The sequence below is a fragment of the Pseudoteredinibacter isoporae genome, assembly GCF_011602085.1.
In the GTDB taxonomy this organism is placed as follows: Bacteria; Pseudomonadota; Gammaproteobacteria; order Pseudomonadales; family Cellvibrionaceae; genus Pseudoteredinibacter; species Pseudoteredinibacter isoporae.
This window is the reverse complement of record NZ_JAAONY010000002.1, coordinates 1,199,590-1,214,161: the sequence shown is the minus strand read 5'-3', so window position 1 is coordinate 1,214,161 and position 14,572 is coordinate 1,199,590. Positions and strand designations below refer to the sequence as shown.

At 44.6% G+C, this 14,572-nt stretch carries 13 protein-coding genes and 1 pseudogene; 11 read left to right on the top strand and 3 right to left on the bottom strand.

Annotated features, from left to right (window positions below):
* The first annotated feature begins 96 nt into the window (after positions 1 to 96).
* The 4 genes and pseudogenes from G8768_RS13905 to G8768_RS13890 form a co-directional block, all read left to right on the top strand.
* Positions 97 to 2,016, top strand: coding sequence for a glycoside hydrolase family 97 N-terminal domain-containing protein (locus G8768_RS13905; protein WP_243749575.1), 1,920 nt, complete (start codon positions 97 to 99; stop codon positions 2,014 to 2,016).
* Between the two features lie 8 nt (positions 2,017 to 2,024).
* Positions 2,025 to 3,983: a glycoside hydrolase family 97 N-terminal domain-containing protein gene (locus tag G8768_RS13900; RefSeq protein WP_166845723.1), complete on the top strand. Its 1,959-nt coding sequence runs from the start codon at positions 2,025 to 2,027 to the stop codon at positions 3,981 to 3,983.
* 45 nt (positions 3,984 to 4,028) lie between these two features.
* Positions 4,029 to 4,460, top strand: a complete 432-nt coding sequence (fucU, locus tag G8768_RS13895; protein ID WP_166845725.1) for an L-fucose mutarotase — start codon at positions 4,029 to 4,031, stop codon at positions 4,458 to 4,460.
* Positions 4,461 to 4,564: 104 nt separating this feature from the next.
* A pseudogene (locus G8768_RS13890) lies at positions 4,565 to 4,825 on the top strand (IS3 family transposase); the annotation flags it as partial.
* A gap of 222 nt (positions 4,826 to 5,047) precedes the next feature.
* Here the strand turns inward: G8768_RS13890 and G8768_RS13885 are convergent.
* Entirely contained in the window at positions 5,048 to 5,437 is a 390-nt protein-coding gene (locus G8768_RS13885; RefSeq protein ID WP_166845729.1) for a winged helix-turn-helix transcriptional regulator, read from the bottom strand.
* Between the two features lie 228 nt (positions 5,438 to 5,665).
* Here G8768_RS13885 and budC (G8768_RS13880) point away from each other — a divergent pair, with 228 nt between their 5' ends.
* From budC (G8768_RS13880) to budC (G8768_RS13870), 3 genes are all read left to right on the top strand, one after another.
* Positions 5,666 to 6,433 (top strand): meso-2,3-butanediol dehydrogenase, encoded by a 768-nt coding sequence (gene budC / locus G8768_RS13880; RefSeq protein WP_166845731.1) that lies wholly within the window; start codon positions 5,666 to 5,668, stop codon positions 6,431 to 6,433.
* A 113-nt stretch (positions 6,434 to 6,546) separates the two neighbouring features.
* Positions 6,547 to 7,134, top strand: coding sequence for a carboxymuconolactone decarboxylase family protein (locus G8768_RS13875; RefSeq protein WP_166845733.1), 588 nt, complete (start codon positions 6,547 to 6,549; stop codon positions 7,132 to 7,134).
* 41 nt (positions 7,135 to 7,175) lie between these two features.
* Complete coding sequence (gene budC, locus G8768_RS13870; protein WP_166845735.1) at positions 7,176 to 7,943, top strand: meso-2,3-butanediol dehydrogenase; 768 nt, start codon at positions 7,176 to 7,178, stop codon at positions 7,941 to 7,943.
* Positions 7,944 to 8,245: 302 nt separating this feature from the next.
* On the opposite strand, the gene G8768_RS13865 is transcribed toward budC (G8768_RS13870), so the two are convergent.
* Positions 8,246 to 8,956 (bottom strand): helix-turn-helix transcriptional regulator, encoded by a 711-nt coding sequence (locus G8768_RS13865; protein WP_166845737.1) that lies wholly within the window; start codon positions 8,954 to 8,956, stop codon positions 8,246 to 8,248.
* A 433-nt stretch (positions 8,957 to 9,389) separates the two neighbouring features.
* On the opposite strand from G8768_RS13865, the gene G8768_RS13860 reads away from it, so the two are divergent.
* From G8768_RS13860 to G8768_RS13850, 3 genes are all read left to right on the top strand, one after another.
* A complete protein-coding gene (locus tag G8768_RS13860; protein WP_166845739.1) occupies positions 9,390 to 10,664 on the top strand; it encodes an aminotransferase class III-fold pyridoxal phosphate-dependent enzyme in 1,275 nt (424 codons plus the stop codon).
* 26 nt (positions 10,665 to 10,690) lie between these two features.
* Positions 10,691 to 11,713 carry a phosphotransferase enzyme family protein gene (locus G8768_RS13855; protein ID WP_166845741.1) on the top strand — a complete coding sequence of 341 codons (1,023 nt, stop codon included), beginning with the start codon at positions 10,691 to 10,693 and terminating at the stop codon, positions 11,711 to 11,713.
* Positions 11,714 to 12,579: 866 nt separating this feature from the next.
* Positions 12,580 to 12,876: a hypothetical protein gene (locus G8768_RS13850; RefSeq protein ID WP_166845743.1), complete on the top strand. Its 297-nt coding sequence runs from the start codon at positions 12,580 to 12,582 to the stop codon at positions 12,874 to 12,876.
* Positions 12,877 to 12,899: 23 nt separating this feature from the next.
* Here G8768_RS13850 and G8768_RS13845 read toward each other — a convergent pair whose 3' ends face one another.
* Entirely contained in the window at positions 12,900 to 13,883 is a 984-nt protein-coding gene (locus G8768_RS13845; RefSeq protein WP_166845745.1) for a GlxA family transcriptional regulator, read from the bottom strand.
* Between the two features lie 100 nt (positions 13,884 to 13,983).
* Here G8768_RS13845 and G8768_RS13840 point away from each other — a divergent pair, with 100 nt between their 5' ends.
* Positions 13,984 to 14,535: a cysteine hydrolase family protein gene (locus G8768_RS13840; RefSeq protein ID WP_166845747.1), complete on the top strand. Its 552-nt coding sequence runs from the start codon at positions 13,984 to 13,986 to the stop codon at positions 14,533 to 14,535.
* The last annotated feature ends 37 nt before the right edge of the window (positions 14,536 to 14,572 follow it).

Below are 14,572 nucleotides of genomic sequence, written 5' to 3'. Positions count from 1 at the left end.
ATAAGCGTATTTATCAGATAAAAGCCAAGAAGCTTGTTCCATACGTGAACACGATAAATAACGCTTTTACATAATGTTGGAGTTATCGTGAGACAAATGAAAACCCTGTTAAGGGCGACAGCGTTGTGCCTGTCAGCGTTGGGGCTATCGACCTATGGGTCGCCGGCATTCGCAAATACATTAGAACTGCACAGCGTTGACGGTGATACCACGCTGGAGTTATTCACCAAGAATACGCAGCTTCAGTATCGAGTAAACGCCAATGGGCAACAACTGCTTCCTGCGGCGCGTCTCGGTTACACCGTTGAGGCGAACGATGCGCTCATTAATCAGGGGGATTCGGTCGATAAAATCAGCATTGAGCGTCAGAGCGATTGCGGCTCGGTTGAGCTGCTTTGTCGACAATATGATATTCGCGTGAAGGCTCGAAAACCCTCTTTGAACGATCTGAAAATGCAGTTTCGTTTGTATAACGACGGTTTTGCGTTCCGTTATATTTCTCAATTGGAAGGTCAGCAATCGATTGCGGGTGAGCTTACCGAATTTAATTTGAATTCGGCCAGCCAGCTCTGGTTTCAGTCCGATGATGCGATTGCCAGTCATGAGGGCCAATACGCTCAATATCCTTTGTCACAGGTCAGTTCCGATCAAGCGATTCGACTCCCTGTTGGTGCCAAGTTGAAAAATGGATTGTATCTTTCGATATCCGAAGCCAATTTGTTACACGACAGTGGTCTGCGTTTACAGAAAATCAAGGCAGGGCGCTTCCAATCGAATTTTTACGATGCCTCGTGGCCGGCATTCGCACAGCATCACAGTGCTTGGCGTTATGTCGTGATCAGCAAAAGTTTAACCGGCTTATTGACAGCCAATATGGTTGAACGTTTGGCCGATAAGCCTGATTCTTCTATATTTGCGGATCGCGATTTTATCAAGGTGGGCAAATCGGTATGGCATTGGTTGCCGGAAGGCCCTTTCGGGGTTCTGCCCAAACGACAAAAAGAATACATTGATATTGCCGCCGAGCTGGGTTTTCAATACTCCTTGATTGATGCAGGTTGGCAAGAGCGATATCCGGATCTGGCGAGTAATAAAGACCCATATTCCGTTATTGCAGACTTAAGTCATTACGCTGAGGGTAAACGTATTGGGCTCTGGATATGGTATCCAGTAGAGGAATTGGGAGACCCGATTAATCGAAGAATAATTTTTTCCAAATTGCAAAAGCTGGGCATTGCGGGCATTAAAGTCGACTTCTTTGATAAGCAATATGGCGATGCGGAATCTTATGCGGCGATTTTGTCCTATCAATCCGTATTGAAAGACGCCGCTGAATTTCAGTTGATGGTGAATTTCCACGGGGCCAGCAAACCCACTGGAATGGCGTACACCTTTCCCAATGAAATGACTCGCGAAGGTGTTCGCGGGCAGGAGTTTGAATATATTCGCGAAGCTTTGAATCCACAGCACAACAGTTTATTGGTGTTTAGTCGTTATTTATTGGGTTCAGGCGACTTTACACCCATTCGTTTTAATGCCACCAAATTGGGAGCGTCGGGGAATACCGCGAGCCACCAGTTGGCATTGGCAGGTTTGTTGGAATCGCGAGTACAAAACTTTTCCTTCAGCCCTGAAGACATCTATCGTTTGCAGAGCAGTCAGCCATCTCTTATCGATTACCTGCGTGAACTCCCGGTTGTTTGGGACGAGGTCAAAGTGTTGGCGGGTTCTGAAGTCGCTGGCATGTTGAAGGTGGCCAAGCGACGTGGGAGCGACTGGTATGTGTTTGTGATCGATGGTCGTGCGAATATCGAGCAAAGTGTCAATGCGATTGATTTTACTCCGGAAAGCCTGGATTTTTTGACGGCCAATGGTTATCAGCTTGATGTGTGGTCAGATAAAAACAGCGTAGATGTTGCCCATACTGAGTACCCGAAATTTATACCAGGGCAAAAGCTGGAGGCGACGTTTTTCAGTCACGGTGGCCTGGTGTTACGTTTTAAGCCGATTAGGTAGGAGGACTTATGTCAGCGATGATCAAGTCTTTTTGGTTTCGCGCCACATCCGTGTTGCTAGGTCTTATTGGTTCCGCCGTGGTGAGTGTCAGCTGGGCTGACGCTCACGGTAGTAAAACCATTTTGTCGGAAAACGGAGAGCTTGCCTTTGTTTTGAAACAACAGGGTGGGCAACTGCTGTATTCGGTATCGATGAACGATACGCAAGTCTTAAAGGATTCCTTGTTGGGGTATCGGGTTCAAATTCCAGGACAAGCGACCATTAATCTGGCAGAGAGCATACAGTCTGTTACCTCTGAGTCAGAGGTGCTTGAGTGTGCTGCCAGTAGCGGAGACCCTTCTTGTCGGGAGTATCGCTTTAAAGTGCTCAGCGAACATGGTAACAAGTCGTATGAGCTGGGGCTGACTCTGAGAATGTTCAATATTGGATTGGCCTTTCGCTATGAACCTGAACTTGATGTGCCGTATTCCCTTTTGGGGGACGACAGCAGTTTTGAGTTCCCTGCCCAGGCTCGCTTATGGCATCAAGATGATGTGCGTTCTTCTTCTCATGAAGGGCAGTATAAGTCTTCACTTCTCACGTCGATTAAGTCTGGCCAAATTCTACGTTTGCCCATAACGGCTGAGTTGGGGCAGGGCTACTACGCTTCGATCTCTGAAGCTAATTTACGTAACGACAGCGGTTTGCGCCTGAGAAAAGCCCAGCAAGGCAATGCTTTGTGCGCCGATTTTTACGATACATCGTGGCCAGGAACAAGAAAGCACCACAGTGCCTGGCGATATGTCAGTATTGGCAAAGGACTGAATGCCTTGCTTCAGGCGAATATGATCAAGCGCCTCAGCGATGCTCCCGACAGGAACTTGTTTAATAAGCATGATTTTATAAAACCTGGTGTGGCCCTATGGCACTGGCTGCCGGAAGGAAAATACGGTGCAAAGCCGGAACGTCAGCGACAGTATATTGATGCAGCCGCCGAGATGGGCTTTGCCTACAGTTTGATTGACGATGGCTGGGCACGTTTCTTTGCAGAGGCGGATACGAACAATGACAAGTTCGCAAGCTTGCAACGGCTGAGCCAATACGCTCGGAGTAAAGGTGTTGGTTTATGGGTATGGATAGATGTTAAAGATGTCGCTGAGACCAAGGCCAGGAAAATATTTTTCTCTCGTCTGCACGCATTGGGCATTGTTGGCATCAAGGTGGATTTTTTCGATACCCAATACGGTGATGCGGAGTCTTATGCGGCGGTGCGTGCATATCAGGCAATACTAGGCGATGCCGCAGAGGCTAAGTTGATGGTTAATTTCCATGGCGCCAGTAAGCCCACTGGTCTGGCAATTACCTTTCCGAATGAAATGACCCGTGAAGCTGTACGGGGGCAGGAATACGAACACCGCCGCGCTTGGATTAATGCACATCACAACAGTATCCTGCCGTTCACACGTTATTTATTGGGTGATGGCGACTACACACCGGTACGTTTTAATCCTACCAAGCTGGCAAGCTCGCACAGTACAGCGGCTCATCAGCTGGCACTGGCAGGTTTGTTGGAATCCAGAGTTCAAAATTTTTCGTTCAGCCCTGAAAATATTGAGGTGCTCAAGGCGGAAAGCCCTGCGGTTCTGCAATACCTAAGAGATCTACCTGTAGTTTGGGATGAAAGCCGGGTGTTGCCGGCCAGTCAAATTGGCGGCATGGTAATGATCGCCAAAAGAACGGGGGCTCAGTGGTATTTGTTTGCAATTGATGGTGATTACCAAGCAGAGTCAGCTCATGCAAAGCGCTACTCTTTCTCATCCGGGCAATTTACGTTTTTGTCAGAGGGATCATACCAGTTGGATATTTGGACAGATAAAAACCGATTCGCTGTATTCCATAAAGAAAAATCGAGTTTTAACCGCTCAGAAAAATTAAGCGTTCCGTACGTGAATGCTGGCGGTTTCATCATTAAATTCACACCTAATTAGTCACTAAAGTGATTAGCCACAATTGCATTATTTGAAGAGGTAAGCATGTTAAAAGGTATATCACCACTTCTTAGCCCTGAACTACTGTCGACGCTCTACAGAATGGGACATGGTGACGAAATTGTTTTTGCGGATGCTCACTTTCCCGGTGAAAGTACTAACGATACGGTTATTCGCGCAGATGGTTTGCAAATCGCAGAGTTATTGGATGCTGTACTACCTTTGCTGGAGCTCGACAGTTATGTCAGTGACCCGGTGCTCATGATGTCGGTTGTTCCTGGCGATAGCTGTGATCCGTCTGTAGAAGCCAGCTATAAACAATCACTGGAAAAACACAGTGAATTGAACCCTGCCATTATGTTTGCCGAGCGTTTTGAGTTCTATGAGCGAGCGAAAAAGGCCTTTGCGGTGGTGATGACAGGGGATACGCGTAAATACGGGAATATTTTATTTAAAAAAGGCGTAACTCCAGTTTAAACTTTTAATTGAAATGCAAGGGTTCTTCTTCATTGAATAATCAGTTTTTAAGTGCCGTGTAGAGCATAGTAAAGGTAGTTAGTACATTAGCTTTGATTGGAAACTTTGTTAGATTTCATGACTTGGAAGATAGTATGGGTTGTCGTAGAAATTGCTGGAATAACGCGGTAGCAGAATTGTTCCTTAGCCGTTTGAAAAAAGAACGCATTAGAAAACGGATCTACAAAACCCGTGATTTAACGAAGCAAGTCATATTCGATGACATCGAAGTGTTATGCAACCGAAAACGACGGTACAGTCACCTTGGGAGCGTTAGCCCTGGGGTATTTGAAACAGCCCCAAAACGAGTGTTGGATGTGTCGTGAAAAATCGGAGTAGTCCGCGCTTCGATTTTTAGGGCGGAGCTCACTTTTACGTATAATGTGTAGATGTCGACTGGAAGGCGTTTGATCTGTTTGCTGAGCTTTGGGTTGCAAGTGTACTAATTATTGCGGCGACAGTGTTGGGAACAGGAAAGGCTCTATCGCCTAGTGGTAAATACTAGACTCTTTTGAACCATCTCAGTTGTGTAGGTGTCAGCCTAAAGTCTAGGTGTAGGTAACTTTAAGTGCTGGATTATTAGTCACAATATCTAACATATTTTCTTCGATCCAGCGATCTAGAGAACATACTATTTCACGCAAGGAATTACCAAGTTCCGTAAGTTCATAATCTACGCGAGGTGGATTTGTTTGCTGATCATGGCGAGCTATCAGTTTCATATCTTCTAAATCTCTTAGAGTTTTTGTTAGTACTTTTTGTGAAATCCCTTCTATATGTCGTAACAGCTCACCATTTCTCATACTGTTTCGGCTTAGGGCATCGATCACCAATAGACTCCATTTTCCTGAAATTTTATTAAGCAGGTGACGTGCAGGGCAATTTTCAACAAATACGTTCGCGGAAATCAATTGTCTATCTGAAGGTAGTTCAAGCATTGCTTACATCCGTTCTAATCAGCTTAGAGTAGCCACTGTTGATAACTTCTGGTTACCAAAAGGTGCGTACTATTTTCGAGCAATTCTACATATTATTATATGTGGTATTAACAAGAACAACACAGTTTATTTATAGGGCTCCTATTTGCACTTATAGAAATGAACTTGTGTGTCAATGAATACCAATTGTACGTTGCGGTCGCGAGCCGCTGCGATTAGGAGAAAACTATGTCAAACAATAGAAAAGCAGCGATTATTACAGGTGGTGGCTCAGGTATGGGGGCTGCCACGGCTAAGTTACTGGTTAAAAGAGGTTGGTCTGTCACCATTTCAGGTCGCAGACAAGGAAAACTCGAGGAAGTATTGGCCGATATTGGTCATGAAGAATTCACTCTTGCCGTACCAGGTGATGTTAGTAATCGTGAAAACGTTCAGGATCTTATCGATGCCCACATGGCCAAATTTGGCCGTTTAGATGGCCTTGTAAACAACGCCGCTGTTGTTGCTGGCGGCCCAATTGGAGAAGTAACGTTCGAAGATTGGAAAAAGGTGATGGAGATTAATGTAGATGGCGTCTTCAACACTATTAATCTGGCTGTTGGGCATTTGAAGGAAGTGGGTGGCTCTATCGTTAACGTATCTTCTGTGTCCGGTGTTCGTGGAGACTGGAATTTTAGCCCCTATTGTGCAACTAAGGGCGCGGTAACTAACTTTACGCATTCTCTGGCACTCGAATTAGGAGGGCAAGGTGTCCGCATTAACGCTGTTGCACCCACTATTACGGATACAGATATGGCGACATTTGTCACCGAAAGTGAAGAGATGATGGCCATGGTGAAAAACCGGATACCCCTAGGCCGACCCGCAAAACCTGAGGAGGTCGCCGCGTCTATCGCCTTTCTTTTAAGTGAAGATGCCAGCTTTATTACCGGAGCAATTCTACCCGTTGATGGTGGAGTGATGGCTTCAAGCGGCCAGCCCAATTTCCTTGGATAAATATTTTCCTAGCTAGACTTACACCCGCGAATTTTACCCTGTTGCTAATTCTCTAATTTGCTGCGAAACATTTCGTTTTAGAAAAGCTTCAGGAAATTCTTCTGGAGAAAGAAATGATTAGTTTTAAGCATGTAGACCCTTCGACAGCGAATGAAGAAACTCAAGACGCGTTTGCCGAAGCGCAGGCTCAATTTGGATCGGTGATTAACCTTTTCAAGGTTCTCGGTAATGCACCTGGTATCCTCAAAGGGATACTGGCACTAAATAGAGAGGTAGCATCCTCAACTGAGTTGGACGCTCGATTAATTGAGCAAGTCGCAATGTTAACTTCAGCGCTTAACAAATGTGATTACTGCGTCAATGCACATATGAAGGTTGGGCAAAGTGTTGGCTTGTCCAAGCAGGAACTTTTGCTGGCGTTGGAAGGAAAGACATCGGATAGCAAGGCTCAGTCTCTATTGAATTTCACTAATGAAGTCGTCAGAAATCGCGGCCTTGTTAGCGATAAAATCCTGTATGAGGCTAGGGCTGCAGGCTTTAGCGATAAAGCCCTGCTGGAAACAATTGGTGTGATTGGCGTGTATACGACACTGCAGTACGTTCGTCATGTTGCCAATCCAGCCCATGATTTTCCAATGGTAGAAGAATTTAATGCTGATAAGCATGGCGCGAACAAAGAAGCGCTGTTTATAGCAGGTTAAATCATCAATATAGATAAGTTTGAAGTTTTAAGGAGTAAATCATGTCAGTTGTAAAAAGAGCGGCTATCGTAACCGGTGGTGGCACAGGCATGGGAGCAGCTACAGCCAGGCTCCTGGTTCAGCGGGGTTGGTCTGTTACGATTTTTGGACGCAGAAAAGACAAACTGGATGAAGTATTAAGAGATATTGATCAAGATATTAATACTCTGGCGGTACCCGGGGATGTGAGCAATCGTGAGGATGTACAGCTGCTGATTGATGCTCATCTGGAAAAATTTGGTCGTTTGGACGGTCTAGTGAATAACGCGGCCATTGTAGTGGGCGGGCCAATTGGTGATGTGAGTTTAGAAGACTGGAAAAAAGTGATGGCGGTAAATGTTGATGGTGTTTTTAACATGATCAACCTTTCTATTGAGCACCTTAAAAAGGTGAAAGGTTCAATTGTTAATGTGTCTTCTGTATCTGGAGTTCGCGGAGAATGGGCGTTTAGTCCATACTGCGCATCTAAGGGTGCAGTAACTAATTTTACGCATTCTCTAGCACTTGAATTAGGTGGGCAGGGAGTGCGAATCAATGCAGTAGCTCCTGCATTGACAGATACCGACATGGCGAGTTTTGTAACTGGCAGCGAAGAAATGATGGCAATGATGCGAAATCGTATGCCGCTAGGGCGTGCCGCAAAACCATCAGAGATCGCCGCGCCAATCGTTTTTCTCTTAAGTGACGATGCAAGTTTTATCAATGGTGCCATTCTTCCGGTTGACGGTGGGGTTATGGCTTCCAGTGGCCAACCTAACTTTACAGGCTAAAGAAGGTGTAAAGCAGCATTCAACCTGGTAGTGGTAGTTCTGCTTGAAAGCTTCCGGATAAAAGTACAAAGCGGCTATCTTGAATGTCTAGACTTGAATAGTGTAGAAATGTTTTGAGGGAATCCGCTTAATACTGCTCGGGGGGTGCGTTTAAAGAAGGTATTGTTGATTTTATAGTGCTTTTAATTTGACGACGGGAATCGTCTTGTGCCAGTTTACTGACGACTTTTCAAGGTGGAGTATAACCGGAGGGCTCAAGAAAATGCATTTCCATAGGCCAATGGCCAGCTTTGCTGAATATCTCAGCGGACCTCCACCTCCTTTAGAGCTTTCGCAATGAGCTCCGCTCTGGACGACACTTTAGCTTTTTTGAAAACACTGATCAGGTGAGTCTTTACAGTGGACAATTTAATGTTCAAATCAATTGCTATGTCACTATTACTTAATCCTGAGACTGCGCGTTCTAAAACATCAATCTCTCTCGGTGTAAGTTGAAAGCGTTCTCCCAGAGTTCCTCTGTTTTTGAAACGTTTGGGAAGGTAAATCGAGTTTAGAGTAAATTCTAAAAAGGGTTGCAATGTTTTTAGTGCGCTAAGTTCCTCCTCGCTAAATTGTCCAATATCTTGTGAGCGAATCAAACTAATGACTGCGATAACTTCTCCTTGTTGCCTGAATAAAATGTCGGCCACGTACCTATGGTTATTCGGCTTCATAAAGTCCTGGTAATAGATCGTCTTATGAAGTTTGTTTTGAGGGAGGACTGAGTCAATCGTGACCACTCGATCACAAGTGTTATTAAATTGGGATGGCCACAGAGGGTCCATGGAGTGATATTTTTGACTGTATTGCTTTCCAATATCGGAAGGCAAATTGTGACGCACTGTTTGATGGTGCTTGGAATTAGCACCAATCAGATAAAAAGCTGAGGAGGTTATACTTACCAATCCTTCAATTAACGCAAGGGCTTCATGCTGAAACCTTGACGGGTATGTATCCAAGGGCTCCTTTTTCATTATTTAGCTCCACCACGTGATGCAAAATGTGCTGACTCGCCATCTTTGGGTAGGAATCGCTTAAAGGTGTTCCCACCGAGTCAGTTATTGTGGGGAAATTCTTCAATTTGGAAAAAGGCTTCCCCGGGCATTTTGTACATGATATCTCAAATACCAGGATATGAGGAAGTCTGGCTTCAGGGGTTTGGTCTCAGATTTACCATTTTTTGATCTCAACCTTCCGGTTGATGTCAGTGAGTATGCTTAGTCGATAAGCTATGTTAATCAGAGCATTGAGGCATCGAATTGATAGATTAAATGAGAAATTGTTAAAAACTTAACTGAGTTCAGTTTATCTCTGTTCAGGTAGCTAGCAAAGCCTGTCTAGGTTAAAAGCCAGCTCAATAGCTTGTTGGAAAGCACATCGATACATATTTTTATAGGAGGGCTTGTTGTGAAACAGGAAACACTACTTCAAAGAAGAAAGCGGCTGATAGGGGATGCGTATTACTTCTATGAGAACCCATTTCACCCTGTTAGGGCCGAAGGTGTCTGGATGTATGATGCACAGGGTAGGCGCTATTTAGACTGTTATAACAATGTTCCCAGTGTTGGGCACTGTAACCCTCGTGTTGTCGAAGCTATCTCTACTCAAGCGGCTAAATTAAACACTCATACCAGATATCTTGATGAAACTATTCTCGACTATGCGGAAAAGTTAAGCGCAACATTCGATGATCAACTGAATTCTGCCACATTTACTTGTACGGGCACCGAGTCTAATGAAATTGCACTTAGGTTGGCTCGGAAATATACAGGTGGCATGGGAATTATCTGTAGCTCTTTTACTTATCATGGAAATTCAACAGCTGTTTGGGAGCTTGCTACCTTCAATGGGGAGCCCCCAAGCAGCCCGAATGTGAAAGCAGTTCCTTTTCCTGATAGCTATAGGCCGGAATTTGAAGGAAGCGATGAAGAGTTGGCAGAGGCATATGCTAATGAGGTCCAAAAGGCTATCGAGGCATTCGAAAAAGAAGGGGTCAAGTTTGCTGGCCTTCTATTTTGCCCGATATTTTCGGCCGAAGGATTACCAGATGTTCCTGCAACGTACCTCAAGAAGGCTGTCGAGAAGGTTAGGTCAGCTGGTGGGTTGTTTATCTGTGACGAGGTTCAGGCAGGGTTTGCTAGAACTGGGGGGCACATGTGGGGCCACCAGATACATGGAGTCACCCCCGATATCGTAACCCTGGGTAAGCCTATGGGAAATGGTCATCCAATAGGGGGGGTTATAACGACTAAAAAACTGCTTGATCATTTTCACGCAAATGTAATGTACTTCAACACGTTTGGCGGCAATGCTGTTTCATGCTCTGCGGGTTTGGCGGTTCTCGAAGTTATAGAGCAGGAAAATTTGATGCAAAACGCAGCTAGCGTCGGAGAGTATGCAAGAGCTGAACTCCTAAAACTTCAAGAGCGTCATGAGATAATAGGCGATGTCCGGGGGCATGGTTTGTTTATGGCTCTTGATTTGGTTAAGGATCGCGGAACTAAAGAGCCTGCTACAGACGAAACCACTCAATTGGTTAACGAAATGTATAAGCGAGGTGTATTAATAAATAGAGTTGGTGTTGGAGATAATATCTTAAAAATGCGTCCTCCTTTGGTTTTCAACAAAGAAAATGTTGATCAACTAGTATCAACTTTAGACGATGTTTTAACAATAATATAACACTAGCCCCACTTTTGAGAGCAATTATGATTGATTTTTATGGCGCTTCCCCTAACCAGCAAGCCGATAAATTATTGCAGCTAGCACATAGTTTGCTATTTCAATGGGGGTTAGAAGGCTCGACCATTACGCTAATCAAAATGCGTGAAAATGCTGTGTTTGAGGTTAGACGTGGGGATGGCACTCGATATGCTATGAGAATGCATAGAGTGGGTTATCACTCAGATTCAGAACTTAGGTCTGAGCTTCAGTGGATGCTGGCATTGCAGGAAAGCGGCGTTGAAGTGCCAAAACCAATTAGAAACATCACGGGAGAGCTATACGTCGTAATTGACTCTTATATTCATGGTGGCCGAAGGCAGGTTGACTTATTCGAATGGGTGAATGGTGAACACTTAAGTGGTGATGGATCTGTACCGCTTGAAGTGTTAACAAGCAATTTTAAAGTACTTGGTGAGATTGCTGCAAAGATTCATAATCAATCTGTAAATTGGCTATCTCCAAAGGGGTTCTACCGTAAAGCCTGGGACATAGAGGGACTTGTTGGAGAAAATCCTCTTTGGGGGCGATTTTGGGAATTGGAGAGCCTATCTAATTCTGAAACGAAATTGATGATTGAAGTTCGAGACCGGCTAAGGGTAGATTTGGCTTTCTATAAGAGCAAGCCAGAAAATGATCGAATGTATGGAATGATTCATGCTGATTTAGTTAGTGAGAATGTACTTGTAGATGGCAACAGCGTGCGAGTTATTGACTTCGATGACGCGGGGTTTGGTTGGCATTTATTCGAGGTTGCTACAGCTTTATATTTCGAACGGTGGGAAAGCAATTACGAGGCTCTAAAGCAGGCTATGATTGAAGGCTATAGGGCCAACAGGGGGCTTAGTGATGAACAGCTTTCTTACTTGCCGCTGTTTATGCTAGCAAGAGGAACAACCTATTTAGGTTGGGTAAAAAGTCGACCTGAATCCGACATTGTTGACAATTTTACACCTATGTTTATAGAGAATGTGTGTAAAGCTGCTGACGAATATTTAAGCTCAAAATGATGCGAGTATTTGAAAGCTGATTATCTTCCATCGATGTGGTTGTTGATCAATGCAGTGAGATCTTGGTGCTAGGGGCGCTGATGAACTGTGTGTAAGTTAGTGTTGGAGTTTTTCCAGACACTAGAGCGGTGCCTAAAGAAGAATTTTGCCACCAAATTTTCATCGAGGTAGAGTTTGGCAATTGGCTAATGTTTGTTTTAGCGTAAAGTTACTTGCAATCGGATATCGTCATTTACGATGTTGTGTGTATAAATTTAAGGTGTTTGATACAACTTGCATTTGGGTGTGGTGAAAGATTGTTATTTTTATTGTTGATGTAACCAAAGTGTAACTCATGAAGGGGTGGGGCTTTAAGTATTTTAGAGTATTGATAAAAATTAAAGCTTATCTCAATCCATCATTGGCGTAGAACTGCAGCATCTATTTGTTATGCTATGAGTACGTTCTGGCTTTGGGCTTGTTCCTACTGCTTTTTCAATCACTCTGCTTTACTCAGAACCCAGTTTACACTCTTTCGGTTCATTGAGTACGGCATCCTGTGAAGTGCTGTACTGGGAAGCAAACATTGTGGCTATTACAACTTCAAGGTGGAATAATGAGGTGTTTATATATTACGCGCAGATTCGTATCAGACTCTTTGGTGGGGTAGTTTACTCTGAATTGCAGACATTCACCAAAAAGACCCCATCCATAGGTCGACACTGAAAGTGCGCAAAGAGAGAAATAGGTATGCAACGGGACTGGAGTTTCGGTTAATGTTAAGGGTATAGTTCGGTCATTGGATTTGCTGTAAGCGACTTTGGCTAAGTTCGAAATCCATGGGTATGATATTTCAATAACTGTATCGGTGGTGAGTAAGAATAACGATGAATAATGTTTGTAAAGCTTCAGTTTTTCTGTTGTTTGCTTTTTCCAGCGCCCAGGCTGAGAAAATAGAACCGATATCGATCACCTGTGGAAAAACCAATATATGTGAAGTATTAACGTGCAAGCTGGGGAATGGCAAAGATGTTGAGTTTGTATTGGATAAAAAAGGTCATATAGAGCAAATTGATATTGTTCATACTGAAGCGGGTACTGTGACCTATGTAGTGAGTCATTCTCGCGGTAAGGAGAGTGTGCTTCACCTCAATCTTACTGAATATAAGAGTTGTCGTTTGTAGTCTTTGTTGCTCGATGTGTAGAGCTAAAAACTTTCACCCGAGTTTATAGGGTTGGCATTTTCTTCGGCAACAGAAAAGCGCTGTCTGTAGGCTGTGGGGCTCAGTCCGGTGGACTTTTGAAAAATTCTGCGGAATGCACTGACATCTTCGTAGCCCACGCTCCAGGCGATTGCTTCAATTCGTTCATTGGTGAGTTCAAGCCCTTCTTTGGCTTTTGCAATTCTCAGCTGCTGTATGTATTCGGATGGGTTCAGGTGTGTGGCTTTTTTGAATCGCCGAATAAATGTACGTCTTGACAGGGATGCCTGGTCCGAGAGGTCTGAAACGCTCATTGCACTTGAGAAATGTTGCTGTGCCCATCTCTGCGCTTTTACGATGGGTTTGTCGCCGTGGTTGTAGTTGGGTGTGAAGGTGCTGAAAAAAGACTGCTCTCTGCCTTTGATATCGACAAGAAAGATTCTGGCGGTGTTTAGCATGATTGAGGGGCTGGTGAACCTTCCGACCAGGAAAAGCCCCAGGTCCATCCAGGCCGAGAGCCCACCTGCGGTGACTATATCGCCATCATCAACAATGAGCTTGTTAATATTCAAGTCGATGTTTGGGTAGTCATTCCGAAATTGCTCTTCGAACATCCAGTGCGTTGTGATTGTACGGCCTTCTATAAGCCCTGTTTTCGCCAGGATAAAGGCTCCGGCACAAACAGAACAAATGAGAACTCCTTGATCATGTCGCGCTTTAAGCCATCGGGTGATTACTTCAAAACTGGAATTGCCAAGATCTTTCTCAAGGCTGGGAGGAATAATAATCGCTGCCAGATCCTGGTGTGCCGATAAGTCTTCGCCAAAGCTCTCGATAATTACGGGGGTTAATGCTGAACCTGTGTTATCGCCTTCTTTCCTGACGGAATCAGCGATCGACAGCAGATCCACTAGCCCATAGATAGCGGATTTTTGAGCCCCCGGGTACGCGAGCACCCCAATATTGTGATTTATCGCCGTATTTTTCATGTGGCACATGTTACTCCAAATGTGTCACATGTGCCATTTCCCTTCAGTGTTGATTTTACTAAGATCCTTTCACCTTAAATGAGATGTCGAGGGTTTTCGTATGCAGAAGCGTGCACTGATTGTTATTGATATACAGAATGATTACTTCCCGGGGGGAGCCTGGGAGCTTCATGATATGGATGTTGCGGTCAAAAACGCAGCGGCCATTTTGGAGGCTACCCGCCATGAACAAGGCCTCGTAATTCATATCCGGCACGAATTCCTGAACGAGAACCCTCCGTTTTTTGCGCCGGGTTCAGAAGGGGCAGAGATTCACCATAATGTAAAACCATTGGGCGATGAGGTGGTGATCACAAAAAATGCAGTGAATTCTTTCCAGGATACCAATCTGAAGAATGTTCTCGACAGCAACGGTATTACCGATGTGACGATGATAGGCGCGATGAGTCATATGTGTATCGATGCCGCTGCTCGCGCGGCTTCTGATTTTGGGTTTAGCGTTACAGTTGTTGAAGATGCTTGCGCCTCCCGAGATTTGGAATTCGGTGACAAGGTGGTTAACGCAAACGATGTGCATGCGGCTTATATGTCTGCGCTGAGTTTTGCCTATGCCAATGTTGTAAAGACTACAGAATACTTGGCGAGTGAATAGAGCCTTTATGGATCTCGCTGAAAAATCAAAAGCTCAG

Coding starts and splice junctions, on each gene's coding strand:
- G8768_RS13900 (WP_166845723.1), top strand. CDS start 2,025: ATGTCAGCGATGATCAAGTCTTTTTGGTTTCGCGCCACATCCGTGTTG.
- G8768_RS13855 (WP_166845741.1), top strand. CDS start 10,691: ATGATTGATTTTTATGGCGCTTCCCCTAACCAGCAAGCCGATAAATTA.
- budC (WP_166845735.1), top strand. CDS start 7,176: ATGTCAGTTGTAAAAAGAGCGGCTATCGTAACCGGTGGTGGCACAGGC.
- G8768_RS13885 (WP_166845729.1), bottom strand. CDS start 5,437: ATGCTTGAACTACCTTCAGATAGACAATTGATTTCCGCGAACGTATTT.
- fucU (WP_166845725.1), top strand. CDS start 4,029: ATGTTAAAAGGTATATCACCACTTCTTAGCCCTGAACTACTGTCGACG.
- G8768_RS13850 (WP_166845743.1), top strand. CDS start 12,580: ATGAATAATGTTTGTAAAGCTTCAGTTTTTCTGTTGTTTGCTTTTTCC.
- G8768_RS13875 (WP_166845733.1), top strand. CDS start 6,547: ATGATTAGTTTTAAGCATGTAGACCCTTCGACAGCGAATGAAGAAACT.
- G8768_RS13905 (WP_243749575.1), top strand. CDS start 97: ATGAAAACCCTGTTAAGGGCGACAGCGTTGTGCCTGTCAGCGTTGGGG.
- G8768_RS13845 (WP_166845745.1), bottom strand. CDS start 13,883: ATGAAAAATACGGCGATAAATCACAATATTGGGGTGCTCGCGTACCCG.
- G8768_RS13865 (WP_166845737.1), bottom strand. CDS start 8,956: ATGAAAAAGGAGCCCTTGGATACATACCCGTCAAGGTTTCAGCATGAA.
- budC (WP_166845731.1), top strand. CDS start 5,666: ATGTCAAACAATAGAAAAGCAGCGATTATTACAGGTGGTGGCTCAGGT.
- G8768_RS13840 (WP_166845747.1), top strand. CDS start 13,984: ATGCAGAAGCGTGCACTGATTGTTATTGATATACAGAATGATTACTTC.